Source organism: Ramlibacter tataouinensis (genome assembly GCF_027941915.1).
Classification (GTDB): domain Bacteria; phylum Pseudomonadota; class Gammaproteobacteria; order Burkholderiales; family Burkholderiaceae_C; genus Ramlibacter; species Ramlibacter tataouinensis_C.
On the sequence record NZ_CP116009.1, the window covers coordinates 4028077 to 4054612 of the forward strand.

Below are 26536 nucleotides of genomic sequence, written 5' to 3' on the forward strand. Positions count from 1 at the left end.
TCCATGGCATTGTTCGTTCACAAGTACGGCGGCACGTCGATGGGCTCGACCGAGCGCATCCGCAACGTCGCCAAGCGGGTCGCCAAGTGGGCGCGCGCCGGCCACCAGATGGTGGTGGTGCCCAGCGCCATGAGCGGCGAGACCAACCGGCTCCTGGGCCTGGCCAAGGAGCTGGCGCCGGCCAACCCCAGCCCGGCCTACCTGCGCGAGCTGGACATGCTGGGCTCCACCGGCGAGCAGGTCTCGGTCGGGCTGCTGTCGATCGCGCTGCAGGCCGAAGGCGTGCAGGCGGTGAGCTACGCCGGCTGGCAGGTGCCGATCCGCACCAACAACGCCTACACCAAGGCACGCATCGATTCGATCGATGACCGGAAGGTGCGCGCCGACCTCGACGCCGGCAAGGTGGTGATCATCACCGGCTTCCAGGGCGTGGACGAGGGCGGCAACATCACCACCCTGGGCCGCGGCGGCAGCGACACCTCGGCGGTGGCGGTGGCGGCGGCGCTGAAGGCGGCCGAGTGCCTGATCTACACCGACGTGGACGGGGTCTACACCACCGACCCGCGCGTGGTGCCCGAGGCGCGCCGGCTGCGCAGCGTGAGCTTCGAGGAGATGCTGGAGATGGCGTCGCTCGGCTCCAAGGTGCTGCAGATCCGCTCGGTGGAATTCGCCGGCAAGTACAAGGTGCCGATGCGCGTGCTGTCGAGCTTCACGCCCTGGGACATCCCGATCGGAGAGGAAGCCAGCTCCGGCACCCTGATCACTTTCGAGGAAGACGAACAAATGGAAAAAGCCGTCGTTTCCGGCATTGCCTTCAACCGCGACGAGGCCAAGGTGTCGATCCTGGGCGTGCCCGACAAGCCCGGCATCGCCTACAACATCCTGGGCGCGGTGGCCGGCGCCAACATCGAGGTCGACGTCATCATCCAGAACATCTCCAAGGATGGCCGGACCGACTTCAGCTTCACCGTGCACCGCAACGACTACGCGCGCACGATGGACCTGCTCAAATCGCAGGTGCTGCCCAGCCTGGGCACCGACCAGCTGGAAGGCGACACCCGCATCTGCAAGGTGAGCATCGTGGGCATCGGGATGCGCAGCCACGTCGGCGTGGCCAGCAAGATGTTCCGCTCGCTGGCCGAGGAGGGCATCAACATCCAGATGATCTCCACCAGCGAGATCAAGACCTCGGTGGTGATCGACGAGAAGTACATGGAACTGGCGGTGCGCGCGCTGCACCGCGCGTTCGACCTCGACGCGCCGCCGGCTTGACGGGACGCATTCGCGGCGGCTCGCGTCCGAAAGTGCCATTGCCGAGCCGGAACAGGTGCATGCTTGGGGCATAATTGCCGCTTGCTGGAGACGTGACCGAGAGGCCGAAGGTGCTCCCCTGCTAAGGGAGTATGCGGTGTAGAGCCGCATCGAGGGTTCGAATCCCTCCGTCTCCGCCAGCAAGCAAGCATTTACGGGCCTTTCAGGCCCGTTCTGCTTTTCTACCCACCAATTCACCCACCACCGCGCGCTTGCGCCTATCCGGCTGAGCTACACGCGACTCGCGGAATGCTTCGAGGCGTATGCGCGCCTCTTCGCATTCGCGTCAAGCTTCATGAGCGGCTCCGCGGGCCTTGCGGCTGGCATCGATGACGCGCGGCAGGGATCGAAACGACCAAGCGGGGGGCGGCATACCTTGGCAGCGGCAAGCGGCGTGTCGTGTTTCAAGCGCGCTATATCGCGCGGCGGCCACCCCACCTCCACCCTACCCCCGATTTGGCTGGATGGGACCCGCCGCCCAGGCGAACACTGATCTGTTCCACGCGGGCCGGCTTGAGCAGGTGGTGGTCGAAGCCGGCCTCGCGGGCGCGGGCGATGTCGGAAGCCGACGTTTCCATCGATGACCAGCCACGCGGCAGGTACCGGGGGCCGCGCGGCATGCCTGCGTCCATCAGGCTGCCTCATATGAAAGCCGGCCGATGGGCACCGCGGCACTACATGTACTTGGCTTTGCGCAGCACGAAATAGAGGTTGGATGCAATGCCCCGCACCCCTGGCACCCGCTCCAGCGGTCGGTTTAGCCGAGCGCCGAGTCCTGCGATCAGCATGGCGGCGCGCTGGGAGCGTACATTCTTCCCCAAGGTGGGGAATATCTGGTGATAGCCTGCAGTCTCGAGGACGAAGCCCCTGCGCAGGAAACTCTCCTTAGCTCGCGCAAGACTGTAAAGGCGATTGTGGCCGCCGAAGTGGCCCAGCAGGCGGTGAAGATTCTCGGAGATCGAACCTCGGTTGGGAAGGAATGTGATGACGAACAGTCCGTCGCCCTTGAGGGTGCGCCACACCTCCATCATGCTCTCGCGTTCGAAGGCTACATGCTCGAGCACACCTCCGCTGATTACCATGTCGAAGCGTTCGTCTTCATACGGAAGCTGGAACTCGTGGGCAAGCAACGCGAAGTCAAGCTTGGCGTAGCGATGGAACAGCGAAAAATCGTCATCCATGGTGTCGGCTCCGTCGATCCTTAGATCGGGGAACATCGTGCGGAGCATGCACGAATCTGGAGCGTGGCGGCAACCCCAGTCAAGGATGCTCATCCCATTCGACACGTATGGGCCATAAAGCTCTATCGCTCTTGCTTGACGATCAAGGACAGCACTGTTTACGACGGCTGCCCCGATGTAATCGATGTATGGACTGTCCGGATGCTCTCGTACGAAATCCGCGCATAACAAACGGTAGGCGTTCCTTGCTTTTTCAATCGCTGCATTCGGTATGGGATGGACACCAACAGGTTTATGCATTGGTATATTCCTTGACTGATCGACCACTGCCAGGCGAATGAAGGGATATTCCAAGCTACGCCGGTGCGCAGAACGGTGCCGTAGGAGGGCGCCGACAAACCTCCGTGGCCAAGGCGGATGTCAAGCGCAGCAAGGCCTCGGCCCCACGGATGAGGCACGCGGCGGCGCTGGACCGGCCGCCGAACAAATTGCCATTGGAGTCGGAGTCGGCCTGACGCCATCCCGCGCCGACTGCTTGCGCTCGCAACGCCTGAAGAGATCGGCTCCAGTGCGCGGTACACCAAATCCGTGGTGATCCTGTCCACCGGCAGATCGCCTAGCGTGGGGCTCGCGTACTGCGCCAGCGTGTTCCGCCACTGCTGCCCGTGCTTCACGTTCCGCCACTCGGCCTCCTTCGCCGCGATGCACTGCGCTGCCGCTTCATCGAAGGTGATCGTGCGAGCGCCGGCCAGGGCGGCGGCGTGGCGGTCCTGATCCCGCTTTTCCTTGGGGTCGACGCCGTCCAGCAGGGCGCGCCTGTAGTCCACCGCTACGATCCGCGCGTCGGCCAACCTGCGCACGCGCGTGGACCCCAGCCCGATCGCCCTGCGCTTCTTCGTGACGGGGCTGGTGTAGCGGAAGGCCGACTCCGCCACACAAGAAGCCCGCCGCAAGGCGGGCTTCGCTTTGTGCGGCGTCTAAACTCGGCCGGACTATCGGAACCCACCTCATGGCTGCCACCCACGTCCTGCATCGCCACCTGCACCATTTGCCGCCCGTGGCCGTCTCGGCCGAAGGGGTCTGGATCACCGACCGCGAAGGCCGCCGCTACCTCGACGCCTCCGGCGGCGCCGCGGTGTCCTGCCTCGGGCATGGCCACCCCGACGTGCTGGCGGCGATGCACGCGCAGACCGACCGCATCGCCTATGCGCACACCAGCTTCTTCACCACCGACGTGGCCGAGGAGCTGGCCCGGGAACTGGTGCGCACCGGCCCGGCGGGCACCAGCCATGCGTACTTCGTCAGCGGCGGTTCGGAGGCGGTCGAGGCCGCGCTGAAGTTGGCGCGCCAGTACTTCCTCGAGATCGGCCAGCCGCAGCGCAGCCACTTCATAGCACGCCGGCAGAGTTATCACGGCAACACCCTGGGCGCGCTGGCGGTGGGCGGCAACGCCTGGCGGCGCGAGCCGTTCGCGCCGATCCTGATGCCGGCCACCCATGTCTCGCCCTGCTATCCCTACCGGGAGCTGCAGCCGGGCGAGACGCCCGAACAGTACGGCCGGCGCCTGGCGCGCGAGCTGGAGGAAGCGATCCTGCGCGTCGGCGCCGACCAGGTGATCGCCTTCATCGCCGAGACGGTCGGCGGCGCCACCGCCGGCGTGCTGACGCCGGTGCCGGGCTACTTCAAGGCCGTGCGCGAGGTCTGCGACCGCCATGGCGTGCTGCTGATCCTGGACGAGGTGATGTGCGGCATGGGCCGCACCGGCACGCTGCACGCCTGCGAGCAGGAAGGCGTGGTGCCCGACCTGATCACCATCGCCAAGGGCCTGGGTGGGGGCTACCAGCCGATCGGCGCCGTACTGGCGCAGCAGCGCATCGTCGAGGCCATGTCGCGGGGCTCGGGTTTCTTCCAGCACGGCCACACCTACCTGGGCCATCCGGTCGCTTGCGCGGCCGCGCTGGCGGTGCAACGGGTGATCGAGCGCGACGGGCTGCTGGCGCAGGTGCGCCGGCGCGGCGACTTCCTGCACGGCCTGCTGCAGGAAACCTTCGGAGCGCATCCGCACGTGGGCGACATCCGCGGCCGCGGCCTGTTCTGGGGCATCGAGCTGGTGCGCGATCGCGCCAGCAAGGCCCCGTTCGATCCCGCGCTGAAGGTGCACGCGCGGCTCAAGAAGCAGGCGATGGCGCTCGGCTTGATGGTTTACCCGATGGGCGGCACGGTGGACGGCCACTATGGTGATCACCTTTTGCTCGCGCCGCCTTTCGTCGCCAGCGAATCGGAACTGGGCTTGGTGGCGCAGCGGCTGCACGCCGCGCTCGAGGCCGTGATTTCATCCCTCTGAAAAGCAACCACAAGGAGCAATGCAAATGCGTTTGAAGACCCTGGTGCCGGCACTGGCCGGCTGCGTGGCCGTATCCGCGGCGCTGTTCAGCGCCCCTGCCGCTGCGCAGCAGAAGTTCATGACCATCGGCACGGGCGGCGTCACGGGCGTGTACTACGCCGCCGGAGGCGCCATCTGCCGCCTGGTCAACAAGGATCGCGCCAAGCACGGCATCCGCTGCTCGGTCGAATCCACCGGCGGCTCGGTGTTCAACGTCAACACCATCAAGGCCGGCGAACTCGACCTCGGCTTCGCCCAGAGCGACGTGCAGTTCAACGCCTACAAGGGCCAGGCGCAGTTCAAGGACGGCGGCGCCTACGGTGACCTGCGGGCGGTGTTCTCGGTGCACCCGGAGCCGTTCACCGTGGTGGCGCGCAAGGAAGCGAATGCCAAGACGCTCAACGACCTCAAGGGCAAGCGCTTCAACGTCGGCAATCCCGGCTCGGGCACGCGCGCCTCGATGGAGGAACTGATGGCCGCCATGGGCTGGAAGATGGGCGACTTCTCGCTGGCTTCCGAGCTCAAGGCCGACGAGCACGGCCCGGCCCTGTGCGACGGCAAGATCGACGGCTTCTTCTACGGCGTCGGCCACCCCAGCGCCAACATCCAGGACCCCACCACCACCTGCGGCGCCAAGCTGGTCTCGATCACCGGCCCGGCCGTCGACAAGCTGATCGCCGACAAGCCCTACTACGCCAAGGCGACCATCCCGGGCGGCCTGTACCCGAACAACCCCGACGGGGCGCAGACCTACGGCGTGCTGGCCACCGTGGTGTCGTCCACCAAGTCGTCGCCGGAAACGGTCTACCAGGTGGTCAAGGCCGTGTTCGACAACTTCGAGGAATTCAAGAAGCTGCACCCGGCGCTGGCGCACCTGAAGCCCGAGAACATGGCCAAGGACGGCCTGTCGGCGCCGCTGCACGAGGGTGCGGCACGCTACTACCGCGAGAAGGGCTGGATCAAGTAAGGTCCGCGACCCGCGCGAACAAGGGCGAAGCGGGCTTCGCCCTTTTTTAATGGTGCGCCGGCAGCGCGCACCCGCTTCGATCACGAGGAGAACGACAGGAATGGCCACCGACATCGAGAAAGCGCCGCAGGCCCTGCAGGAATTGGTGGCGGAGTCCGACACCGGCGCGCGCAAGCCGGGCGGCATCACCGCCATGGTCATTACCGGCACGGCGCTGGCCTGGGCGGTGTTCCAGTACTGGTACGCCTCACCGCTGCCCTTCGCGATCGGCTGGGGCGTGCTGAACGACACCGAGGCGCGCGCCATCCACCTGGCCTTCGCGATGTTCCTGGCCTTCCTGGCCTGGCCCGCCGGCCGCCGTTCGCCGCGCAACCGGGTGCCGCTGCTCGACTGGCTGCTGGCGCTGGCCGGCGCCTTCGCTGGCGCCTACCTGCTGCTGTTCTACGCCCAGCTCGCCACCCGGCCGGGGCAGCCCAACCTGATGGACGTGGTCACGGCCACCGTCGGCCTGGTGCTGCTGCTGGAGGCCACGCGCCGCGCGGTCGGCTGGCCCATGGCGGTGCTGGCCGCGCTGTTCATCGGCTACGCCATGGCCGGCCCTTGGATGCCCGAGGTGCTGCAGCACAAGGGCGCCTCGCTCAACCGGCTGGTCTCGCACATGTGGCTGACCACCGAGGGCGTGTACGGCATCGCCCTGGGCGTGTCCACCAGCGCGATCTTCGTCTACGTGCTGTTCGGCGCGCTGCTCGACCGCGCCGGCGGCGGCAACTACATGATGCAGGTCAGCTTCGCGGCGCTGGGCCACATGCGCGGCGGCCCGGCCAAGGTCGCCGTGGTGTCCTCGGCGCTCAACGGGATGATCTCCGGCTCCTCGGTGTCCAACGTGGTGTCGGGCGGCATCTTCACCATCCCGCTGATGAAGAAGTCCGGCTACGGCGGCGTCAAGGCCGGCGCCATCGAGACCATGAGCTCGGTCAACGGCCAGATCATGCCGCCGGTGATGGGGGCGGCGGCCTTCCTGATGGTCGAGTACGTGGGCATTCCCTACTCGGAGATCGTCAAGCACGCGGCCCTGCCGGCCGTGCTGTCCTACATCGGCCTGTTCTACATCGTCCACCTCGAGGCGCTGAAGATGGGCATGAACCCGCTGGTGCGGCGCGCGCCGCGCCCGGTGCGCGACAAGCTGCTGCGCACCGGCATCGGTCTGTCGGGCAGCATCATCGTGGTGGCTGCGATCTACTACGCCATGGTCGCCATCCAGTCGCTGCTGGGCGCCGCCGCGACCTGGGGCGTGGCGCTGCTAATGGCGGCGCTGTACCTGTATGCCATCCGCGAGGCGGCGCGCTGCCCCGACCTGCCGGAGGACATCGACGTCGACAACCCGACGCCGCTGGACACCTGGCCGACGGTGCGTGCCGGCCTGCACTACCTGATCCCGATCGGCACCCTGATCTGGTGCCTGATGGTCGAGGAGATGTCGCCCTCGCTGTCGGCGTTCTGGGCCATCACCGTGCTGATCGCACTGATGGTGACGCAGCGGCCGCTGGTCCGGCTGCTGCGCCGCCAGTCCGCCGCCGGCACCTGGCTGACCGGCTGGCACGACGTGACGGGCGGCTTCCACGACGGCGCCCGCAACATGATCGGCATCGGCATCGCCACCGCCACCGCCGGCATCATCGTCGGCGGCATCACGCTCACCGGCCTGGGCCTGCGCATGACCGAGTTCGTGGACTTCGTCTCGCAGGGCAACGTGTTCGTGATGCTGCTGTTCATCGCCTTCGTCTGCCTGGTGCTGGGGCTGGGGGTGCCGACCACGGCCAACTACGTGCTGGTCGCCACGCTGATGGCGCCGGTGGTGGTGGAGCTGGGCGCGCAGAGCGGCCTGGTGATCCCGCTGATCGCGGTGCACCTGTTCGTCTTCTATTACGGGATCATGGGCGACATCACGCCGCCGGTGGGGCTGGCCACCTTCGCCGCGGCGGCCATCTCGGGTGAGGACGCCATCGAGACCGGCATCCAGGGGGCGCTGTACGCACTGCGCACGGTGATCCTGCCCTTCATCTGGATCTTCAACCCGCAACTGCTGCTGATCGACGTCAATGGCTGGTGGGAACTGCTCGTCGTGGTGGTCGCCTGCACCGTGGCCATGCTGGTGTTCGCGGCCATCACCATGAACTGGTTCCGGGTGCGCAGCCGCTGGTGGGAGAACCTGCTGCTGGTGCTGGCGGTGGTGCTGCTGTTCCGGCCCGATTTCTTCATGGACCGGATCACGCCCGAGTTCCGCGATGTGCCCGCCGGCCAGGTGTTCGACGTGGCGCGTGGCCTGCCCGAAGGCGGCCGGCTCGTGATGGAGATCAAGGGCACCACGCTGGAAGGCGACGACGTCACCAAGACGGTCGCGCTGCGGCTGGGCGCAGCCGGCGCCGACGGGCGCAAGCGGCTGGCCGATGCCGGCGTGCAGATGGCGCCGCTCGGGCAAGAGGTGCAGATCGGCGCGGTGCGCTTCGGTTCGGCGGCGCGCAAGGCCGGGGTCGAACAGGGTTGGGACGTGTCGGCGGTGAAGGTCCCGGTGGATCGGCCGACGCCGCACTGGTTCTACCTGCCGGGCTTCCTGCTGATCGCCCTCGTGTGGTTCGTCCAGGGCGTGCGCCAGCCCGCGCGCGTGCAGCCGGCATGACGAGGATTGCACTGATCCACGCGCTGGCGCACTCGGTGGCGCCGATCAACGACGCCATGGCGCAGCACTGGCCGCAGGCGCTGCGCATGAACCTGCTGGACGACAGCCTGTCGGCCGACCTGGCGCGGGCGGGGTCGCTCGACGCCGCGATGCACGATCGCTTCCAGCGCCTGGCCGCCTATGCGCTGGACTGCGGCAGCGACGCCATCCTGTTCACCTGCTCGGCCTTCGGCCCCTGCATCGAGGCCGTGGCGCGCGCGCACCCGCGGGTGCCGGTGCTCAAGCCGAACGAGGCCATGGTGGCCGAGGCGGCGGCCCTGGGCGGCCGCCTCGGGCTGGTGGCCAGCTTCGCGCCCACGCTGGCTTCGATGCCGCCCGAGTTCCCGCCGCAACTGGACTTGCGCATCCGGCTGGCTGAGGGCGCACTGGCCGCGCTGGATGCGGGCGAGGGCACCCGCCACGACCAGCTCGTGGCCGCGGCCGCGCGCCAGCTGGTCGATGAGGGCTGCACGGCGATCGCGCTGGCGCAGTTCAGCCTGGCCCGGGCGCGGGAGACCGTTGCTGCCGCCTGCGGCGTGCCGGTGCTGACCACCGTGCACAGCGCGGTGGCGGAGCTGCGGCGGCGCCTGGAGGAGTAGGGCAGGCCATTGGGTGTCATCCCGGCGAACGCCGGGATCCACCTCCAGATGCCGGCATCCGCGAGCGCGGTGTTCCGGCGCCTGGTGATGGATGGCGGATCAAGTCCGCAATGACAAGGCTCGTCACTCCTCGTCGTCGATCGAGGCGCTCCAGCGGTCGCCCCAGCCCCGGCGCGCCTCCTCCAAGTCGCGCCGGCCGCGCTTGGTGGGCCGCCCCTGCTCGATCGACAGCGCCGGCTCGCGCGCGAAGCGCCGCTGCTGCGCGGCTTCCTCGCGAGCCTTCAGGCTCTCCGCCGTTTCCTCATAGAGCTGCTGCGCCACCGGCGCCGGCCCGCGCAGGCCCGACAGCCCCCGGACCACCACCGTGCGCGTGATGCCTTCGCGCCGCAGCGCCACCGTGTCGCCCACCTTCACCTCGCGCGACGGCTTGGCTTCCTGCCCGTTGACCGCGATGCGCCCCTTGCCGATCTCCTCGGCGGCCAGCGAGCGCGTCTTGTAGAAGCGCGCGCACCACAGCCACTTGTCAATCCTCAGCCTGTCCATCGGTTTCCATTGTGGCAAGCGGCAGCCGGACCGTGGCATCCAGTCCTTCCACGTGCCGGTGCCGCTCGCGGTTGTCCAGCACGAGGTTTCCGCCCAGCGCATGCGCGATCTCCTGGCAGATCAGCAGGCCCAGGCCCGAGCCGCTGCGGCCGTCGCCGGCGGCGAACGGCTGGAACAGGCGCTCGCGCAGCTCGGCGGCGATGCCCGGGCCGCTGTCGCTGATGGTCAGGGCCAGCCAGCCGCCGTCGACGACCAGGCGCACCGCCAGCCGCCCGCCGCGCGGCCCGTGGCGGATCGCGTTGTGCAGCAGGTTGCGGGTGAGTTCGCGCAGCATCCATTCGTGCGCCCGCATCGGCGCCGGCCGCGTGTCGATCTCGAAATCCAGGTCCTGCTCGGCCATCAGGGGCGAGAGCTCCAGCGCCACGGCGCGGGCCACCTCGGCCAGGTCGGTGACCTGTGCGTCCGCCTGCTGGCGCAACTGCTCCACCTTGGCCAGCGACAGCATCTGGTTGGCCAGTTGCGTGGCGCGGTCCACCGTGGCGCCGATTTCCTGCAGCGCGGGACGCGGTTCCACGTCGCCGCGCAGGGCCGACTGCACCTGGGTCTTGAGCACCGCCAGCGGCGTGCGCAGCTGGTGGGCGGTGTCGCGCACGAAGCGCTTCTGGTTGTCCAGCAGGCGGGCCAGCCGCGCCATCACCTGGTTGGTCGCGTCGACCAGCGGCAGCAGCTCGCGCGGCGCGTCCGGCGCCTGGATCGGGGTCAGGTCGTTCTCCGGCCGCGCCTGCAGCTCGCTGGACAGGCGCCGCACCGGCCGGGTGCCGCGCTGCACCACCACGATCACCACCCCGGCGATCACCGCCACCAGCAGCGCCTGCCGCCACAGCGTGTCCAGCAGCACCTGCCGCGCCAGCGACCGCCGCAGCTCCAGCGTCTCGGCCACCTGCACCACGGCCATGCCGCGGCCGTCGTCGCTGGCGACCGGCTGCAGCAGCACGGCCACCCGCACGTCCTCGTCGCGAAAGCGCGCATCGTAGAAATCGACCAGGGCCGCGTAGGGCGGCTGCTGCGGCAGCCGGCCGCGCCAGAACGGCAGCTCCTCGAAGCCCGAGACCAGCTCGCCGCGCAGGTCCGACACGCGATAGAACAGCCGGCTGCGGGTGTCGGCCTCGAACGCCTCCAGCGCCGAGTAGGGCACCGTGGCGCGCAGTCGGGCCTGCTCGTCGTAGCCGTCCACGTCGAGCTGCTCGCCGATCACCTTGGCCGACGCCAGCAGGGTCCGGTCATAGGCGGTGTTGGCGGCGCGCAGGGCCTGGCGGTACAGGCTGACGCCGTTGAGCGCGATCAGCGCCAGCACCGGCAGCAGGATGCCCAGCAGCAGGTAGCGGCGCAGCGACAGCGGCCTCATCCGGCCTTCACCAGGTAGCCCAGGCCGCGCAGCGTCATCAGCCGCGCGCCGGTGCCGGCCAGCTTCTTGCGCAGCCGGTAGGCGACCACTTCGATCGCCTCGTACTGGACGTCGGGCTCGCCCGGAAAGACCAGCTCGAACAGCCGCTCCTTGGCCACCGCGTGGCCAGGCCGGGCGAACAGGGCCTGCAGCAGGGCGGATTCGCGCGGGGTCAGCTCCAGCACCGAACCGTCGAGGTAGAAGGCGCCCTCGCCACGGTCGAGCCGCAGCCGCCCGAGCTGCACGTCGGCGGCGCCGTCCGCGGATGCCGGCGAACGGCGGCGCGCCAGGGCACGCAGCCGCGCCTCCAGCTCATCCAGGTCGAAGGGCTTGGGCAGGTAGTCGTCGGCGCCGGCGTTCAGCCCCAGCACGCGGTCGCCCACCGTGCCGCGCGCGGTCAGCAGCAGCACCGGGGTGGCGATCCCCTCGCGGCGCGCCTGCTCCAGCACCTGCAGGCCGTCGCGTCCCGGCAACGTCAGGTCCAGCACCACCACGTCGGGGCCGAACGCCCTCCAGGCGGCCAATGCCGCGTTGCCGTCGGCACAGCCCTGCACCTGCAGGCCACGGCGGCCGAGCGAGCGCTCCAGCGCCGTGCGCATGGAGACATCGTCCTCGACCAGCAGCAGCTTCATGGGAGGCGCAGCGTAGCAGCGGCCGGGCTCGGTAGTTCCCCCAATGCCGCGGACAGCCGTTTGACAGGCAGGCGGCGGATCATCCGCGGGTTCCCCTCCCGAACGTCGACACAAGGAGACCTGACATGCGTCGCGACACCTTCCTCAAGTCCCTGGCCGCGCTGGCCGCCGCCGGCGCCCTGCCGCTGTCGGCCCGCGCCGCGGCCAACGTCAAGATGATGATCCCGGCCAACCCCGGCGGCGGCTGGGACAGCACCGGCCGCGCGCTCGGCAAGGCGCTGCTGGACGCCAAGGTGGCCGACAACGTCAGCTTCGAGAACAAGGGCGGCGCCGCCGGCGCGCTGGGCCTGGCCCAGTTCGTCAATTCCAGCAAGGGCGACCCGAACGCGCTGATGGTGATGGGCGCCGTGATGCTGGGCGGCATCATCACCGGCAAGCCGCCGGTGAGCCTGTCGCAGGCCACGCCGATCGCCCGCCTGACCAGCGAGTACAACGTGTTCGTGCTGCCGGCCAACTCGCCCTTCAAGACCATGGCCGACGTGGTGGCCCAGCTCAAGAAGGACCCGGGCAGCGTCAAGTGGGGCGGCGGCTCGCGCGGCTCCACCGAGCACATCGCGGCGGCCATGCTGGCGCGCGCCGTCGGCGTCGATCCCTCCAAGATCAACTACGTGGCCTTCCGCGGGGGCGGCGAGGCCACCGCCGCCATCCTGGGCGGCAACGTCACGGTGGGCGGCAGCGGCTACAGCGAGTTCGCCGAGTACATCCAGGCCGGCAAGATGAAGCCGATCGCCGTCACGTCCGGGACGCGCCTGAAGGGCATCAACGTGCCCACGCTCAAGGAGCAGGGCATCGACGTCGAGATCGGCAACTGGCGTGGCGTCTATGGCGCGCCGGGGCTGACCCCGGCGCAGCGCAAGGCCACCACCGACATGGTGCTGGCGGCGCTCAAGACCAAGTCCTGGGCCGAGGCGCTGGAGAAGAACAACTGGACGCCGGCGGTGCTCAGCGGCGCGGCGTTCGAGAAGTTCGTCGACGACGAGTTCGCCAGCCTGCGCGCCACGATGGTGAAGTCGGGCATGGTCTGAAGCGGCGGTCGCCCGCAAGGAAGACGCCCGGCCGCGAGCCGGGCGTTTTTGCGCGGCGTGCCGCGGCGAAGCCGGGGAACAGACAGATGGAAGCAAACACGGGCAAGGGCTGGCAGGTGGCGGTCGGCGCCGGCGTGCTGCTGCTGGGCATCGCGCTCGGCGTGGGCGCGCTGCAGGTGCCCTCGGCCGCCGGCTATGGCGGGGTGGGGCCGAACTTCCTGCCCTGGCTGGTGGCGGTCGGGCTGGCGATCTGCGGCGCGATGATCCTGCGCGAGGCGCTCACCGGGGGCTTTCGCGACCGGGACGAGCCGGACGGCTCGGCGGATGCCTGGTGGCCGGGCCTGGCCTGGATCTCGGCCGGCCTGCTGGCCAACGCCGCGCTGATCACCCGCATCGGCTTCATCGGCGGCTGCACGCTGTGCTACCTGCTGGCGGTGCAGGGCCTGCGCCGGGCGGCCGGCCAGGCCGCCGCCCGCCCGGCCTCGCTGCTGGCCGACCTGGCGACCGGCCTGCTGATCGCCGCGCCCGTCTATTGGCTGTTCACGCAGTTCCTGGGCATCAGCCTGCCCGGACTCACCGATACGGGCTGGCTGTGATCGACATCTTCAACGCCCTGCTGCAGGGCTTTGCCACCGCCATCTCGCCGGCCAACCTGCTGTGGGCGCTGGTTGGCTGCGCGCTCGGCACGGCGGTCGGCGTGCTGCCGGGCATCGGCCCCGCGGTGGCGGTGGCGATGCTGCTGCCGATCACCGGCAAGGTGGAGATCACCGCCTCGATGATCTTCTTCGCCGGCATCTACTACGGCGCGATGTACGGCGGCTCGACCACCTCGATCCTGCTCAACACGCCGGGCGAGACCGCCACGCTGGTGACGGCGATGGAGGGCAACCGCATGGCCAAGAGCGGCCGCGCCGGCGCGGCGCTCGCCACCGCGGCGATCGGCTCGTTCGTCGCCGGCACCATCGCCACGGTGGTGGTGACGCTGTTCGCGCCGGCGGTCGCCGAGTTCGCCGTCAAGCTGGGGCCGCCGGAGTACTTCATGCTGATGGTGCTGGCCTTCACCACCGTCAGCGCCGTGCTGGGCAAGAGCACGCTGCGCGGCATGACGGCGCTGCTGCTGGGCCTGGCGATCGGCTGCATCGGGCTGGACCAGATCTCCGGCCAGCCGCGCTACACGCTGGGCGTGGCGGAGCTGCTGGATGGCATCGAGATCGTGCTGGTGGCGGTGGGCCTGTTCGCCGTGGCCGAGGTGATGTACGCCGCCATGTACGAGGGCCGCTCGCCCCAGCAGCGCAACACCATGAGCCGGGTGCACATGACGGGGCGCGACTGGAAGCGCTCGATCCCGGCCTGGCTGCGCGGCACGGCCATCGGCACGCCGTTCGGCTGCATCCCGGCGGGCGGCACCGAGATCCCGACCTTCCTGAGCTATGCCACCGAGAAGAAGCTGGCCAAGGGCGAGAACCTGGCCGAGTTCGGCGGCAAGGGCGCGATCGAGGGCGTGGCCGGCCCGGAAGCGGCCAACAACGCCACCGTGACGGCCGCCCTGATTCCGCTGCTGACGCTGGGCATCCCGACGTCCAACACCACCGCCATCCTGCTGGGCGCGTTCCAGAACTACGGCATCCAGCCCGGGCCGCAGCTGTTCACCAGTTCGGCGGCACTGGTGTGGGCGCTGATCGCCTCGCTCTACATCGGCAACCTGATGCTGCTGGTGCTGAACCTGCCGATGGTGGGCCTGTGGGTGAAGCTGCTGAAGATCCCCAAGCCGCAGCTGTATGCCGGCATCCTGATCTTCGCCACGGTCGGGGCCTACGGCATGCGCCAGAGCGCGTTCGACCTGGTGCTGCTGTACGGCATCGGCCTGCTGGGCGTGGTCATGCGGCGCTTCGACTTCCCGACCGCGCCGGTGGTGGTCGGCATGATCCTGGGGCCGCTGGCCGAGGCCCAGTTGCGCAACGCGGTGTCGATCGGCGAGGGCAGCTTCGCGGTGTTCGTGCAGCGGCCGATGTCGCTGGCGCTGGTGATCGTCGTGGTTGCCGTGCTGGTGCTGCCGCGCCTGTTGCGCCGCACGGGCGTCAGGGGCGGTTGAGCGCCGCCGGCGTTGCCGCCGGCGCTACCATCGACCGCATGCACGACGACAGCCTGCCCCTCGACGGCCAGCGCATCCTGGAGCTGGCGGCGCGGTCGATGTTCGACCTGTTCGCCAATGCCAGCGAAGGCATGCTGCTGGTGGACCGCGACGAGCGCGTGGTCTGGATCAACGAGCAGTACAAGCGCTTCCTGCCGGCGCTGGGCTACGAGCGGGTGGAGGACTTCCTCGGCCACCCGGTGTCGGAGGTGGTGCACAACACCCTGATGGACCGGGTGATCCGCACCGGCAAGCCGATCCTGATCGACCTGCTGTCCAACCGTGCCGGCACCTTCGTGGTCAGCCGCATCCCGCTGCGCGACGAGGCCGGGCAGGTGATCGGCGCACTGGGCATCGTGCTGTTCGACCACCCCGAGACGACGCTGCAGCCGCTGATCCAGAAGTTCGCCCACCTGCAGCGCGACCTGGACGACGTCCGGCGCGAACTGGCGACCCAGCGGCGCACCAAGTACACGCTGGCCAGCTTCCTCGGCTCCAGCCCGGCCGCGGTGGAGGTCAAGCGGCAGGCGCGCCGTGCCGCCGGTTCCTCCAGCCCGGTGCTGCTGCTGGGCGAGACCGGCACCGGCAAGGAGCTGCTGGCCCATGCCATCCACGCGGGTTCCGGCCGTGCCAAGGGCCCCTTCGTCAGCGTCAACATCGCCGCCGTGCCCGATACCCTGCTGGAGGCGGAGTTCTTCGGCGTCGCGCCGGGCGCCTACACCGGCGCCGACCGCAAGGGCCGCGACGGCAAGTTCAAGCTGGCCGATGGCGGCACGCTGTTCCTGGACGAGATCGGCGACATGCCGCCCAGCCTGCAGCCCAAGCTGTTGCGCGCGCTGCAGGAGGGCGAGATCGAGCCGCTGGGCTCCAACAAGGTGGTGCCCTTCGATGCCCGCGTGATCGCGGCCACCTCGCGCGACCTGGGCGCGCTGGTGCGCGAAGGCCGGTTCCGCGAGGACCTGTACTACCGGCTCAACGTGTTGCCGATCCGGGTGCCGCCGCTGCGCGAGCGGCGCAGCGACGTGCCGGCGCTGGTCGAGGCGCTGGGCGAGGACATGGCGCTGCGCAACGGCACGCCGCCGCCGGAGCTCAGCGCCGAGGCGGTGGCGCTGCTGGCCGCGCAGTCCTGGCCCGGCAACATCCGCGAACTGCGCAACGTGCTGGAGCAGGCCGCCATGCGCAGCGAGTCGCAGCGCATCGAGGCGGCGCACCTGGAGCAGGTGCTGCGCGATGCCGGCGTGGAGAGCATCGCCCTGCCGCCGGTCACGCCCGTGCCTGGGCTGCCGGTGTCGCACGATGGCGGCCGCCTGCGGCCCCTGGCCGATCAGGTGGCGGAGGTCGAGCGCGCCGCCATTGCGGCGGCCCTGGCGTCAACCGGCGGCAACAAGCTGGCGGCGGCCCGGCTGTTGGGCATCTCGCGCGCCAAGCTGTATGAGCGCCTGGGGGTGGTGTCTGATAACAAGGCAGTTGCCTGATTTGAAGACAATGATTTGTCTGACTATCAGCCAAGTTGGCGCATCATGATCCCGAAAGAAGGGCTGAAGCACTTCGTTTCGCTGGCACGGGATGTGCAAGCAGCGCTGTCGGGTTCCCATTCCACTTCTTCCCCCGCAGGAGACAAACGCATGCAACGTCGCACCCTGGTCGCGCTCGCCGCGCTGGCCGCCACCACCCTGTCCGCGCCCATCGCCCTGGCCCAGGCCGGCGGCGACATCAAGATCGCCCACGTGTACAGCCGCACCGGCCCGCTGGAGGCCTACGGCAAGCAGACCCAGGCCGGCCTGCTGATGGGCCTGGAGTACGCCACCCAGGGCAGCATGGCCGTCAACGGCCGCAAGATCACCGTGCTCGAGAAGGACGACCAGGGCAAGCCCGACCTGGGCAAGTCGCTGCTGGCCACCGCCTACTCCGACGACAAGGTCGACCTGGCCGTCGGCCCGACCTCGTCGGGCGTCGCCCTGGCCATGCTGCCGGTGGCCGAGGAGTACAAGAAGATCCTGCTGGTCGAGCCGGCCGTGGCCGACGCCATCACCGGCGAGAAGTGGAACAAGTACATCTTCCGCACCGGCCGCAACAGCTCGCAGGACGCGATCTCCAACGCCGTGGCGGTCGACCAGGACAACGTGTCCATCGCCATGCTGGCGCAGGACTACGCCTTCGGCCGCGACGGCGTGAAGGCCTTCAAGGACGCGCTGAAGAAGGCCAAGATCGTCCATGAGGAGTACCTGCCCCCGACCACGACCGACTTCACCGCCGGCATCCAGCGCCTGGTGGACGGCCTCAAGGACAAGCCGGGCCGCAAGATCATCGCCGTGGTCTGGGCCGGCGGCACGCCGCCGTTCAACGCCCTGGCCGACGCCGACCTGAAGAAGCGCTTCAACATCGAGGTCGGCACCGGCGGCAACATCCTGCCCGCGATGGCCGCCTACAAGCGCTTCCCCGGCATGGAAGGCGCCACCTACTACTACTACGGCATCCCCAAGAACGCTGCCAACGACTGGATGGTGGCCGAGCACCAGAAGCGCTTCAACAGCCCGCCCGACTTCTTCACCGCCGGCGGCTTCTCCGCCGCGATGGCGATCGTGACCGCGCTGAAGAAGACCGGCGGCGACACGGCGACCAACAAGCTGATCACCGCGATGGAAGGCATGAGCTTCGACACGCCCAAGGGCCCGATGACCTTCCGCAAGGAAGACCACCAGGCCATGCAGTCGATGTACCACTTCAAGATCAAGGTCGATCCGGCCGTGGCCTGGGGCATCCCGGAGCTGGTGCGCGAGATCAAGCCGGCAGACATGCAGGTCCCGATCCGCAACAAGCCCTGACGCCGCCGCGGCTCGGCCGGGCTGGCCCCGCCGAGCCGCCTGTCCCAGGCCGAGCGGGCCTCTTCACGCGATGGATGCCCGCCGCCGGCGGGCGGGCCGCGCACACTCTGCACCAGCCACACCATGAGCCTTCTCGCGACCCGCGACCTGACCGTGCGCTTCGGCGGCCACGTGGCGGTCAACAGCGTCACCTGCTCGTTCGAGCCCGGCACCCTGACCGCCATCGTCGGCCCCAATGGCGCCGGCAAGACGACCTACTTCAACCTGATCTCGGGCCAGCTCCGGCCGACCCAGGGGACGGTCACGCTGGGCGGGCGCGACCTCACCGGCGCCAGCGCGTCGCAGCGCACCCGCGCCGGCCTCGGCCGTGCCTTCCAGCTCACCAACCTGTTCCCGCGCCTTTCGGTGCTGGAGAACGTGCGGCTGGCGGTGCAGGCCACGCGCGAGGGCCGGCACCGCCGCGGGCTGAACCTGTGGAGCGTGTGGAGCGACCACGCGGCGCTGACGCAGCGCGCCGACGCGATCCTGGAATCGATCGCGCTCAAGGACAAGGAGCACGAGCTGGTGGCCAACCTGCCGCACGGCGACCAGCGCAAGCTGGAGGTGGCGCTGCTGATGGCGCTGGAGCCGCAGGTGTTCATGTTCGACGAGCCCACGGCCGGCATGAACGCGGCCGAGGCGCCGGTGATCCTGGACCTGATCCGCCGCCTGAAGGCCGACAAGACAAAGACCATCCTGCTGGTGGAGCACAAGATGGACGTGGTGCGCGAACTGGCCGACCGGATCATCGTGCTGCACAACGGCTCGCTGGTGGCCGACGGCGAACCGGCCGAAGTCATCGCCTCGCCGGTCGTGCAGGAAGCGTACCTGGGTGTCAGCAAGGAGGCGGCATGAGCGACAACCTGCTCACGCTGGAAGGCGTCCACACCCACATCGGCGCGTACCACATCCTGCACGGCGTCGACCTGGCCGTGCCGCGCGGCCAGCTCACCATGCTGCTGGGGCGCAACGGCGCCGGCAAGACCACCACGCTGCGCACGATCATGGGCTTGTGGAAGGCCTCGGCCGGCCGGATCACGCTGGGCGGCCGCGACATCACCGCGCTGCCGACGCCGCAGATCGCCGGCCTGGGCGTCGCCTACGTGCCCGAGAACATGGGCATCTTCGCCGACCTGACGGTGCGCGAGAACATGCTGCTGGCCGCGCGCGGCGCCAAGACCGCCGCCCAGATCGATGAGGCCCGCCTGCAGTGGATCTTCACCCTGTTCCCGGCGGTCGAGAAGTTCTGGAACCACCCGGCCGGCAAGCTCTCGGGCGGGCAGAAGCAGATGCTCGCCGTGTCGCGCGCCATCGTCGAGCCGCGCGAGCTGCTGGTGATCGACGAGCCCAGCAAGGGGCTGGCGCCGGCCATCATCAACAACATGATCGACGCCTTCGGCCAGCTCAAGGCCAGCGGCGTCACCATCCTGCTGGTCGAGCAGAACTTCAACTTCGCCCGGCGGCTGGGCGACACGGTCGCGGTGATGGACAACGGACGCGTCGTCCATGCGGGCCGCATGCAGGCCCTGGCCGACGACGAGGAACTGCAGCATTCCCTGCTGGGGCTGGCGCTATGAACAAGCTCGATTTCGACTGGAAGCCGCTGGTGCTGGTGCCGCTGCTGGCGCTGCTGGTGCTGCCCTTCATCGGCTCGTCGTCCACCTGGGTCACGCTCACGGTGGCCGGGCTGGCGATGGGCATGATCATCTTCATCATCGCCTCCGGCCTGACGCTGGTGTTCGGCCTGATGGACGTGCTGAACTTCGGCCACGGCGTGTTCATCGCGCTGGGCGCCTTCGTCGCCACCAGCGTGCTGGGCGCGATGGCCGACTACACGGCTTCCGGCAGCCTGTGGACCAACCTGCTGGCGATCCTGCCGGCCATGGTGGTCGCCATGCTGGTGGCCGCGGCGGTGGGGCTGGCCTTCGAGCGCTTCATCGTGCGGCCGGTGTACGGCAACCACCTCAAGCAGATCCTGATCACCATGGGCGGGATGATCATCGGCGAGGAGCTGATCAAGGTGATCTGGGGCCCGCTGCAGATCCCGCTGCCGCTGCCCGAGGCGCTGCGAGGCTCCTATTACCTGGGCGACGCGGCCGTCCAGAAGTACCGCCTGCTGGCCGTGGTCGTCGGCCTGCTGGTGTTCGCGATGCTGCTGTGGACGCTGACCCGCACCAAGATCGGCCTGCTGATCCGCGCCGGCGTGCAGGACCGCGAGATGGTCGAGTCGCTCGGCTACCGCATCAGCGTCCTGTTCGTGGGCGTGTTCGTGGTCGGCAGCGCGCTGGCCGGCCTGGGCGGCGTGATGTGGGGCCTGTACCAGCAGAACGTGATCCCGCAGATGGGCGCCCAGGTCAACGTGCTGATCTTCATCGTGCTGATCATCGGCGGGCTGGGCTCGACCACCGGTGCGCTGATCGGCGCGCTGCTGGTCGGCCTGATGGCCAACTACACCGGCTTCCTGGTGCCCAAGGCGGCGCTGTTCTCCAACATCGTCCTGATGATGGCCATCCTGCTGTGGCGGCCCCAGGGCGTCTACGCGCTGAGCCGGTGAAGGCGGGAGCCCCGACATGCTGAACCGACTGCTCTCCCACGACCTGCCGCGCAGCCGCGTGCTGGCGGTGCTGCTGGTCGCCATCGTGCTGGCGCTGGCGCTCACGCCTTTCCTGGTGCCCGGCGTCAAGGCGCTGAACGTGGCCGCCAAGGTGCTGGTGTTCATCGTGCTGGTGGCCAGCTTCGACCTGCTGCTGGGCTACACCGGCATCGTCAGCTTCGCCCACACCATGTTCTTCGGCATCGGCGCCTACGGGGTGGCGATCGCGCTGACCCGCATGGGACCCAGCTGGACGGCGCTGGCGGTCGGCATTGCCTGCGCGCTGGCCATGTCGTTCGTCCTGGCGCTCGCGATCGGGTTGTTCTCGCTGCGGGTGCGCGCGATCTTCTTCTCCATGATCACGCTGGCCTTTGCCGCCGCTTTCCAGACGCTGGCCTCGCAGCTGTCGGAGTTCACCGGCGGCGAGGACGGGCTGACCTTCAAGGTGCCGCCGCAACTGCAGCCCAGCTTCGAGCTGTCGTCCACGCCGCTGTTCGGGGTCGACCTCGACGGCCGCCTGCTGGCCTATTACCTGCTGTTCGTCGTCGCCGTGGTGCTGGTGCTGGCCATGCTGCGCATCGTCAACTCGCCGTTCGGCCGCGTCACGCAGGCGATCCGCGAGAACGAGTTCCGCGCCGAGGCCATCGGCTACCGGGTCGTGGTGTACCGCACCACCTCCGCCATCCTGTCGGCGCTGTTCGCCACCCTGGCCGGCGCCATGCTGGCGATCTGGCTGCGCTACAACGGACCGGACACCTCGCTGTCCTTCGAGATCATGCTGGACGTGCTGCTGATCGTGGTGATCGGCGGCATGGGCACGATCTATGGCGCCGTGATCGGCTCGGCCCTGTTCGTGGTGGCCCAGAGCTACCTGCAGGACCTGCTGCGGCTGGCCAGCGAGGCGACGTCGGGGCTGCCGTGGCTGTCGGCGCTGCTGTCGCCGGACCGCTGGCTGCTCTGGCTGGGCCTGCTGTTCGTGTTGTCGGTCTACTACTTCCCGACCGGCATCGTGGGCAAGCTGCGCTCGATCAAGCCCCGGCCGCCCCAGCCGCGGCCGCCGGCCGGGCAGGTGCGCCAGAGCGCCGCGCTCAAGTAACCCCGTCTGCACGAAAGGCGTCGCGCCATGGGCCCGAGCTCGAACTACGTCACCTGCGCCGGCCGCGAGATCCACTTCATGGAGTGGGGCCCGCAACACCGCAGCACCGTCATCGCCTGGCACGGCCTGGCGCGCACCGGCCGCGACATGGACGAACTGGCGGAGCACCTGGCGGCGCGCTATCGCGTGATCTGCCCCGACACGCTGGGCCGCGGCTACTCGCAATGGAGCCCGCAGCCGCAATCCGAGTACACGCTGGCGTTCTATGCGCAACTGGCGGCCGACCTGTTCGACCGGCTGGGCATCGCCGCCGCCCACTGGGTCGGCACCTCGATGGGCGGCGCCATCGGCACGGTCTGCGCCGGCGGGCTGCTGCAGCCGCAGCTCAAGGGCCGCATCCGCAGCCTGGTGCTGAACGACAACGCGCCGCGGCTGGCGCCGGCGGCGCTGGAGCGCATCAAGGCCTACGCCGGCAGCCCGCCGGCCTTCGACACCATGGCCGAGCTGGAGGCGTTCTTCCGGCAGGTCTACAAGCCCTACGGCTGGCTGAGCGACGCCCAGTGGCGCCGCCTGACCGAGACCTCCACCCGGCGCCTGCCCGACGGGCGGGTGACGCCGCACTACGACCCGTCCATGGTGCGGCAGTTCATCGACCACCCGAACGACTACGAGACCTGGGCGCACTACGACGCCATCGAGGCGCCGGTGCTGTGCCTGCGCGGCGCCGCATCCGACCTGGTGCTGCCCGATGCGGTCGAGGAAATGCAGCGCCGGGGCCCGGGTGCGCGCGGCCGCCTGCGCGTGGTGGAAATCGCCGGCTGCGGCCACGCGCCCGCGCTGAACGTGCCCGAGCAGCTCGACCTGGTGGCCGGGTTCATCGACGAAGCCGAGCGGGCGGCATCGGCGCAGCTGACGGCGGCGTAGCGGTCGCGCGCGCCGCCATCCTGCGCGCAGGCGGAGGATCCAGCGCAACGCGCCTGCGGCGCTCAGGCGCCGCGCTGCGAGGATTCCCGCCTTCGCGGGAACGACAAAAGAATCGGGCTAAGCCGCCTGCGTCGGCCAGCCGGCCAGGTTCCGCGCCGCGATCTCCCCCAGCGCGCGGGTCCACGCCGGTTCGGCATTGACGCAGGGGATGTAGTGGAAGGCCTTGCCGCCCGCGCCGAGGAAGGCGTGGCGGCCTTCCTGCGCGATCTCCTCCAGCGTCTCCAGGCAGTCGGCGACGAAGCCGGGGCAGGCCACGTCGACCCGCTCCACGCCCTGGCGGCCGAGGGCGCGCAGGGTCGGTTCGGTGTAGGGCTCCAGCCACTTGGCGCGGCCGAAGCGGGACTGGAAGCTCAGGGTCCAGGCGGCCGGGGCCAGCCCGAGGCGGCCGGCCAGCAGCCGGGCCGTCGCCTCGCATTCGGCCCGGTAGGGGTCGCCCAGGCGGACCGTGCGCTCGGGCACGCCATGGAAGCTCATGACGAAGTGGCCGGGCCGGCCGTGCTCGCGCCAGTAGGCCTCGACGCGCGCGGCCAGCGCGTCGATGTAGCCGCGGTCATCGAAGAACCGGGTGACGAACCGGATTTCGGGCACGTGGCGGGTGCGCGCGGACCAGGCGCCGACCGCATCCAGCACGCTGGCGGTGGTGGTGCCCGAGTACTGCGGGTAGGCGCACAGCACCAGGATGCGGCCGGCCCCTTCGGCCTTGAGCGCGTCCAGTTGCGCTGCGATCGACGGGCGCCCGTAGCGCATCGCATGCCGCACCTTGACCCGGTGCCCGGCTTCGCCCAGCCAGCCTTGCAGCAGCTTGGCCTGGCGCTCGGTCCACACCTGCAGCGGCGAGCCCTCGTTGCTCCAGATGCTGGCGTACTTGGCCGCCGACTTGGCCGGCCGCAGCGGCAGCACCACCCCGTACAGCAGGGGCAGCCAGGCCGCGCGCGGAATCTCGACGACGCGCGGGTCGGACAGGAACTCGCGCAGGTAGCTTCGCACCGCCGCCGCCGTGGGCTGCTCCGGCGTGCCCAGGTTGCAGAGCAGCACCCCGGTGCCGGTGGCGTGTCCGCCCGCGAGGACCGGCGGCTCGCTGCGAAATCGCGATGAAAAGGCCATGCGGTTATTCTCGCCTGCATGCTGGACTCCCCAAGGGTCAAGGCGATCAGCCTGGACCTCGATGACACCCTTTGGCCGATCTGGCCCACGATCGAGCGCGCCGAGCGGGTGCTGCACCAGTGGCTGGTGAACCACGCCCCGATGGCCGCGGCGCTGTTCTCCAACCCGGGCGCGCTGGCCGAGATCCGCCAGCACCTGGCGGAGCAGCGGCCGGAGCTGCGCCACGACCTCAGCACGCTGCGGCGAGAGTCGATCCGGCTGGCGCTGTACCGCGCCGGCGAGGATCCGCTGCTGGCCGACGCCGCCTTCAACGCCTTCTTCGAGGCGCGCCAGCAGGTGGAACTGTTCGAGGACGTGATGCCGGCGCTGCAGGCGCTGTCGCAGCGCTATCCGCTGGTGAGCCTGTCCAACGGCAACGCCGACCTGCAGCGCATCGGGCTGGCCGGCTACTTCCGGGCCACGGTGACGGCGCGCGAGTTCGGCGTCGGCAAGCCCGACCCGCGCATCTTCCACGCGGCCGCCGGCGCCGTGGACGTGTTGCCGCACGACGTGCTGCACGTGGGCGACGACGCCACGCTGGACGTGGTGGGCGCGCTCAATGCCGGCATGCAGGCGGTCTGGGTCAACCGGGTGGACAACCTGTGGCCGCACGAGCAGCAGCCCCACGCCACGGTCCGGACGCTGGCGCAGTTGTGCGAATTGCTGGATTAAGAGCCGGCTACCGGGCCCGCTTTGCGCCGCCCAACGGCCATCGTGGCGGATCGGGAGGCGATCAGCGGCCTGCCTCCGGCGTGAGCTGCGCCACCGCCTCCAGCGCCGAGCGCACCGCGCCTTCCAGCGTGGCCGGGTAGGGCCCCTGCACGTAGTCGCCGCAGGCCAGCAGGCCGGGCGCGATGGCGATGGGCGGGCGCCGCAGCGCCGGCACGCAGGCGAAGGTGGCGCGCTTTTCCACCACGGTCCGTAGCGGCTGCACGCGCCAGCCCAGGGCCAGCGCCTGCTTCAACACCGCTTGCTCGACCGTGCGCGCATCGCCCTGGCTGGCGCTCGCCACGAAGGCCAGCACGCCCGCAGGCCCGCCCAGCAGCGAGCGGTCGAACACGAACTGCGCCGGCCCGTCGGACAAAGCCAGCATCGGCAGCGGCAGGCGCGGCCCGCCGCCGGCGTACACCGTGGCGATCGGCTCGTGCGCGAGGGCGCCGGCCGCCGTCAGCCAGTCGGCCGGCGCGCCGCAGCCGGCGACCAGGCGAGCGGCCTCCCACGCCGGGCAGGCCAGCAGCACGGCATCGAATGCCTCGCCATCGACCTGCCAGGCGCCGGCTTGCGGCTGCAGGGACTGCACGCGCGCGCCCAGGCGCAGGTCGGCGCCCTGCGCCGCCAGCCAGCGGGCCGCGGCGTCCGGAAACACCTGGCCCAGGTCGCCGCGCGGAATCAGCAGGCTGGAAGCGCCCCAGCCCTCCTGGCGGGGGCCGAACAGGCCGTCGCGCAGCACGCGCAGGAACACGGCGGCGCTGGCGCGGGCGGCGGTCAGGTTGAGTGCCGCCACGCACAGCGGCTCGACCAGGTCGCGCAGCACGTTGGGGCTCAGGCCCAGGCACAGGCGCTCGACGGTCCAGTGGTCCGGGCACTCGAAGCCGCGCAGGCGCCAGCGGGCCGCGTGCGCGAGCAGCGAGAGCTTGTCGGCGACCGACCAGCCGCGCGCGCGCAGGATGCCCCACAAGGCGTCGAACGGTGCGGGCCAGTCCGGCAGCTTCAAACCGTTGCCGTCCGGCCGCAGGAGCGTCAGCGGCAGGCTTTGCAGCACCTGCGCCGGCTGCACGCCCACCTGCCGCATCAGCGCCAGGCAGTCGCGGTAGGCACCGATCAGGATGTGCTGGCCGTTGTCCAGCGTCGCGCTGCCGCCGCCCGGCAGCTCCACCGGCAGGCTGCGGGCGCGCCCGCCCCATTGGCGGGTGGCCTCGAGCAGCGTGACGGCATGGCCGGCGCGGGTGGCGGCCACGGCGGCGGCCAGGCCCGCCCATCCGCCGCCGACGATGGCCAGCCGGATCGAGGGGGCGCTCACATCCGGCCCAGCGCCTGCACCTTCCAGGCCAGCCAGAGCTTGCGGATCGGCGTCAGGCTGGTGCGCTGGTGCAGGACGCGGAAGCCGTCGGCCTCGATCTCGCGCAGCAGGGTGCGGTAGATGCTGGCCATCATCAGGCCCGGCTTCTGGCTGCGGCGGTCCGCCGCGGGCAACAGCGCCAGCGCCTCGTCGTACAGCCGGTTCGCGCGCTCGGCCTGGAAGCGCATCAGCGCGGTGAAGCGGTCCGAGTACTGGCGCTTGCTGATCTCGTGCGCCTTGACCTCGAACTGCTGCAGCTCGTTCACCGGCAGGTAGATCCGGCCGCGCAGCGCGTCCTCGCCGACGTCGCGGATGATGTTGGTGAGCTGGAAGGCCAGTCCCAGCCGGTGGGCGTAGGCAGTGGTGGCGGGGTCCTGCTGGCCGAAGATGCGCGCCGCCACCTCGCCGACGACGCCGGCCACCAGGTGGCAGTAGCGCTCCAGCGCCGGGAAGTCCAGGTAGCGGGTCTGCTGCAGGTCCATGCGGCAGCCTTCGATCACGGCCTGCAGGTGGTGCTGCTCGATGCCGAACTCCGCGGCCAGCGGCATCAGCGCGCGCAGTGCCGGGTGTTGCGGATTGCCGGCGAAGGCGCGCGCCACTTCGTCCTGCCACCAGGCCAGCTTGGCCTGGGCCACGCTGGGGTCGTGCACGTCGTCGACGACGTCGTCCACTTCGCGGCAGAAGGCATAGAAGGCGGTGATCGCCGCGCGGCGCGGCCGGGGCAGGAACAGGAAGGCGTAGTAGAAGCTGCTGCCCGATGCTGCCGCCTTCTCCTGGACGTATTGATCGGGGGTCATGCGCCGAT

Annotated in this window: 24 protein-coding genes, 1 tRNA gene and 1 pseudogene; 17 read left to right on the forward strand and 9 right to left on the reverse strand. The window is 69.9% G+C overall.

The window, feature by feature from the left end; translation table 11 throughout:
- The first annotated feature begins 3 nt into the window (after positions 1–3).
- Together PE066_RS19375 and PE066_RS19380 are read left to right on the forward strand one after the other, a co-directional pair.
- A complete protein-coding gene (locus tag PE066_RS19375) occupies positions 4–1272 on the forward strand; it encodes an aspartate kinase (RefSeq protein ID WP_271234161.1) in 1269 nt (422 codons plus the stop codon).
- Between the two features lie 86 nt (positions 1273–1358).
- Positions 1359–1451 (forward strand) — tRNA-Ser (locus tag PE066_RS19380).
- 534 nt (positions 1452–1985) lie between these two features.
- Here the strand turns inward: PE066_RS19380 and PE066_RS19385 are convergent.
- The 3 genes and pseudogenes from PE066_RS19385 to PE066_RS21440 form a co-directional block, all read right to left on the reverse strand.
- Positions 1986–2492, reverse strand: a complete 507-nt coding sequence (locus PE066_RS19385) for a methyltransferase domain-containing protein (RefSeq protein WP_271234162.1) — start codon at positions 2490–2492, stop codon at positions 1986–1988.
- A 158-nt stretch (positions 2493–2650) separates the two neighbouring features.
- A complete protein-coding gene (locus tag PE066_RS19390) occupies positions 2651–3319 on the reverse strand; it encodes a phage integrase central domain-containing protein (RefSeq protein ID WP_271234163.1) in 669 nt (222 codons plus the stop codon).
- Positions 3320–3322: 3 nt separating this feature from the next.
- Positions 3323–3427 (reverse strand): annotated as a pseudogene (locus PE066_RS21440) (hypothetical protein); the annotation flags it as partial.
- A 74-nt stretch (positions 3428–3501) separates the two neighbouring features.
- Between PE066_RS21440 and PE066_RS19395 the strand changes: the two are divergent.
- The 4 genes from PE066_RS19395 (at position 3502) to PE066_RS19410 (ending at position 9157) form a co-directional block, all read left to right on the forward strand.
- Positions 3502–4836 (forward strand): aspartate aminotransferase family protein, encoded by a 1335-nt coding sequence (locus PE066_RS19395; RefSeq protein ID WP_271234164.1) that lies wholly within the window; start codon positions 3502–3504, stop codon positions 4834–4836.
- 25 nt (positions 4837–4861) lie between these two features.
- A complete protein-coding gene (locus tag PE066_RS19400; protein ID WP_271234165.1) occupies positions 4862–5842 on the forward strand; it encodes a TAXI family TRAP transporter solute-binding subunit in 981 nt (326 codons plus the stop codon).
- A gap of 100 nt (positions 5843–5942) precedes the next feature.
- Positions 5943–8519 carry a TRAP transporter permease gene (locus PE066_RS19405; protein ID WP_271234166.1) on the forward strand — a complete coding sequence of 859 codons (2577 nt, stop codon included), beginning with the start codon at positions 5943–5945 and terminating at the stop codon, positions 8517–8519.
- Complete coding sequence (locus PE066_RS19410) at positions 8516–9157, forward strand: aspartate/glutamate racemase family protein (RefSeq protein WP_271234167.1); 642 nt, start codon at positions 8516–8518, stop codon at positions 9155–9157. Before PE066_RS19405 ends, PE066_RS19410 begins: the two co-directional genes overlap by 4 nt.
- 123 nt (positions 9158–9280) lie before the next feature.
- Here PE066_RS19410 and PE066_RS19415 read toward each other — a convergent pair whose 3' ends face one another.
- The 3 genes from PE066_RS19415 to PE066_RS19425 are packed head-to-tail and all read right to left on the reverse strand — an operon-like array spanning position 9281 to position 11776.
- The gene (locus tag PE066_RS19415; RefSeq protein ID WP_271234168.1) at positions 9281–9700 is read right to left on the reverse strand and encodes an RNA-binding S4 domain-containing protein; all 420 of its coding nucleotides are present in this window, start codon (positions 9698–9700) and stop codon (positions 9281–9283) included.
- Complete coding sequence (locus PE066_RS19420; protein ID WP_271234169.1) at positions 9681–11105, reverse strand: sensor histidine kinase; 1425 nt, start codon at positions 11103–11105, stop codon at positions 9681–9683. The genes PE066_RS19415 and PE066_RS19420 overlap by 20 nt, the downstream gene beginning before the upstream one ends.
- On the reverse strand, positions 11102–11776 hold the full coding sequence (locus PE066_RS19425) for a response regulator transcription factor (protein WP_271234170.1): 675 nt from the start codon (positions 11774–11776) through the stop codon (positions 11102–11104). The genes PE066_RS19420 and PE066_RS19425 overlap by 4 nt, the downstream gene beginning before the upstream one ends.
- Before the next feature lie 125 nt (positions 11777–11901).
- Between PE066_RS19425 and PE066_RS19430 the strand changes: the two genes are divergently transcribed.
- The 10 genes from PE066_RS19430 to PE066_RS19475 all read left to right on the forward strand — a co-directional run bounded on the left by PE066_RS19430 (position 11902) and on the right by PE066_RS19475 (position 22469).
- Positions 11902–12861 carry a tripartite tricarboxylate transporter substrate binding protein gene (locus PE066_RS19430; RefSeq protein ID WP_271234171.1) on the forward strand — a complete coding sequence of 320 codons (960 nt, stop codon included), beginning with the start codon at positions 11902–11904 and terminating at the stop codon, positions 12859–12861.
- 86 nt (positions 12862–12947) lie between these two features.
- Positions 12948–13457 (forward strand): tripartite tricarboxylate transporter TctB family protein, encoded by a 510-nt coding sequence (locus PE066_RS19435; RefSeq protein ID WP_271234172.1) that lies wholly within the window; start codon positions 12948–12950, stop codon positions 13455–13457.
- Positions 13457–14953: a tripartite tricarboxylate transporter permease gene (locus PE066_RS19440; RefSeq protein WP_271236620.1), complete on the forward strand. Its 1497-nt coding sequence runs from the start codon at positions 13457–13459 to the stop codon at positions 14951–14953. The genes PE066_RS19435 and PE066_RS19440 overlap by 1 nt, the downstream gene beginning before the upstream one ends.
- A gap of 38 nt (positions 14954–14991) precedes the next feature.
- On the forward strand, positions 14992–16467 hold the full coding sequence (locus tag PE066_RS19445; protein WP_271234173.1) for a sigma-54 interaction domain-containing protein: 1476 nt from the start codon (positions 14992–14994) through the stop codon (positions 16465–16467).
- Between the two features lie 150 nt (positions 16468–16617).
- Positions 16618–17817, forward strand: coding sequence for a substrate-binding domain-containing protein (locus PE066_RS19450; RefSeq protein WP_271234174.1), 1200 nt, complete (start codon positions 16618–16620; stop codon positions 17815–17817).
- 123 nt (positions 17818–17940) lie between these two features.
- Positions 17941–18711, forward strand: a complete 771-nt coding sequence (locus PE066_RS19455) for an ABC transporter ATP-binding protein (protein WP_271234175.1) — start codon at positions 17941–17943, stop codon at positions 18709–18711.
- Positions 18708–19433: an ABC transporter ATP-binding protein gene (locus PE066_RS19460; RefSeq protein WP_271234176.1), complete on the forward strand. Its 726-nt coding sequence runs from the start codon at positions 18708–18710 to the stop codon at positions 19431–19433. Before PE066_RS19455 ends, PE066_RS19460 begins: the two co-directional genes overlap by 4 nt.
- A complete protein-coding gene (locus tag PE066_RS19465; RefSeq protein WP_271234177.1) occupies positions 19430–20410 on the forward strand; it encodes a branched-chain amino acid ABC transporter permease in 981 nt (326 codons plus the stop codon). The genes PE066_RS19460 and PE066_RS19465 overlap by 4 nt, the downstream gene beginning before the upstream one ends.
- Before the next feature lie 16 nt (positions 20411–20426).
- Entirely contained in the window at positions 20427–21545 is a 1119-nt protein-coding gene (locus PE066_RS19470; protein WP_271234178.1) for a branched-chain amino acid ABC transporter permease, read from the forward strand.
- Between the two features lie 27 nt (positions 21546–21572).
- The gene (locus PE066_RS19475; protein ID WP_271234179.1) at positions 21573–22469 is read left to right on the forward strand and encodes an alpha/beta fold hydrolase; all 897 of its coding nucleotides are present in this window, start codon (positions 21573–21575) and stop codon (positions 22467–22469) included.
- 117 nt (positions 22470–22586) lie between these two features.
- Here PE066_RS19475 and hemH read toward each other — a convergent pair whose 3' ends face one another.
- A complete protein-coding gene (gene hemH, locus PE066_RS19480) occupies positions 22587–23633 on the reverse strand; it encodes a ferrochelatase (protein ID WP_271234180.1) in 1047 nt (348 codons plus the stop codon).
- Between the two features lie 18 nt (positions 23634–23651).
- On the opposite strand from hemH, the gene PE066_RS19485 reads away from it, so the two are divergent.
- Positions 23652–24344: an HAD family hydrolase gene (locus PE066_RS19485; RefSeq protein ID WP_271234181.1), complete on the forward strand. Its 693-nt coding sequence runs from the start codon at positions 23652–23654 to the stop codon at positions 24342–24344.
- Positions 24345–24405: 61 nt separating this feature from the next.
- Here PE066_RS19485 and hpnE read toward each other — a convergent pair whose 3' ends face one another.
- Together hpnE and hpnD are read right to left on the reverse strand one after the other, a co-directional pair.
- The gene (gene hpnE / locus PE066_RS19490) at positions 24406–25677 is read right to left on the reverse strand and encodes a hydroxysqualene dehydroxylase HpnE (RefSeq protein WP_271236621.1); all 1272 of its coding nucleotides are present in this window, start codon (positions 25675–25677) and stop codon (positions 24406–24408) included.
- A gap of 11 nt (positions 25678–25688) precedes the next feature.
- Positions 25689–26528 carry a presqualene diphosphate synthase HpnD gene (gene hpnD, locus PE066_RS19495; RefSeq protein ID WP_271234182.1) on the reverse strand — a complete coding sequence of 280 codons (840 nt, stop codon included), beginning with the start codon at positions 26526–26528 and terminating at the stop codon, positions 25689–25691.
- Positions 26529–26536 lie beyond the last annotated feature (8 nt).

Excerpts from the sequence above, each read along its gene's own strand:
- PE066_RS19375 (WP_271234161.1), top strand. The coding sequence starts at position 4 with ATGGCATTGTTCGTTCACAAGTACGGCGGCACGTCGATGGGCTCGACC.
- PE066_RS19385 (WP_271234162.1), bottom strand. The coding sequence starts at position 2,492 with ATGGATGACGATTTTTCGCTGTTCCATCGCTACGCCAAGCTTGACTTC.
- PE066_RS19395 (WP_271234164.1), top strand. The coding sequence starts at position 3,502 with ATGGCTGCCACCCACGTCCTGCATCGCCACCTGCACCATTTGCCGCCC.
- PE066_RS19400 (WP_271234165.1), top strand. The coding sequence starts at position 4,862 with ATGCGTTTGAAGACCCTGGTGCCGGCACTGGCCGGCTGCGTGGCCGTA.
- PE066_RS19405 (WP_271234166.1), top strand. The coding sequence starts at position 5,943 with ATGGCCACCGACATCGAGAAAGCGCCGCAGGCCCTGCAGGAATTGGTG.
- PE066_RS19410 (WP_271234167.1), top strand. The coding sequence starts at position 8,516 with ATGACGAGGATTGCACTGATCCACGCGCTGGCGCACTCGGTGGCGCCG.
- PE066_RS19415 (WP_271234168.1), bottom strand. The coding sequence starts at position 9,700 with ATGGACAGGCTGAGGATTGACAAGTGGCTGTGGTGCGCGCGCTTCTAC.
- PE066_RS19420 (WP_271234169.1), bottom strand. The coding sequence starts at position 11,105 with ATGAGGCCGCTGTCGCTGCGCCGCTACCTGCTGCTGGGCATCCTGCTG.
- PE066_RS19425 (WP_271234170.1), bottom strand. The coding sequence starts at position 11,776 with ATGAAGCTGCTGCTGGTCGAGGACGATGTCTCCATGCGCACGGCGCTG.
- PE066_RS19430 (WP_271234171.1), top strand. The coding sequence starts at position 11,902 with ATGCGTCGCGACACCTTCCTCAAGTCCCTGGCCGCGCTGGCCGCCGCC.
- PE066_RS19435 (WP_271234172.1), top strand. The coding sequence starts at position 12,948 with ATGGAAGCAAACACGGGCAAGGGCTGGCAGGTGGCGGTCGGCGCCGGC.
- PE066_RS19445 (WP_271234173.1), top strand. The coding sequence starts at position 14,992 with ATGCACGACGACAGCCTGCCCCTCGACGGCCAGCGCATCCTGGAGCTG.
- PE066_RS19450 (WP_271234174.1), top strand. The coding sequence starts at position 16,618 with ATGCAACGTCGCACCCTGGTCGCGCTCGCCGCGCTGGCCGCCACCACC.
- PE066_RS19455 (WP_271234175.1), top strand. The coding sequence starts at position 17,941 with ATGAGCCTTCTCGCGACCCGCGACCTGACCGTGCGCTTCGGCGGCCAC.
- PE066_RS19460 (WP_271234176.1), top strand. The coding sequence starts at position 18,708 with ATGAGCGACAACCTGCTCACGCTGGAAGGCGTCCACACCCACATCGGC.
- PE066_RS19465 (WP_271234177.1), top strand. The coding sequence starts at position 19,430 with ATGAACAAGCTCGATTTCGACTGGAAGCCGCTGGTGCTGGTGCCGCTG.
- PE066_RS19470 (WP_271234178.1), top strand. The coding sequence starts at position 20,427 with ATGCTGAACCGACTGCTCTCCCACGACCTGCCGCGCAGCCGCGTGCTG.
- PE066_RS19475 (WP_271234179.1), top strand. The coding sequence starts at position 21,573 with ATGGGCCCGAGCTCGAACTACGTCACCTGCGCCGGCCGCGAGATCCAC.
- hemH (WP_271234180.1), bottom strand. The coding sequence starts at position 23,633 with ATGGCCTTTTCATCGCGATTTCGCAGCGAGCCGCCGGTCCTCGCGGGC.
- PE066_RS19485 (WP_271234181.1), top strand. The coding sequence starts at position 23,652 with ATGCTGGACTCCCCAAGGGTCAAGGCGATCAGCCTGGACCTCGATGAC.
- hpnD (WP_271234182.1), bottom strand. The coding sequence starts at position 26,528 with ATGACCCCCGATCAATACGTCCAGGAGAAGGCGGCAGCATCGGGCAGC.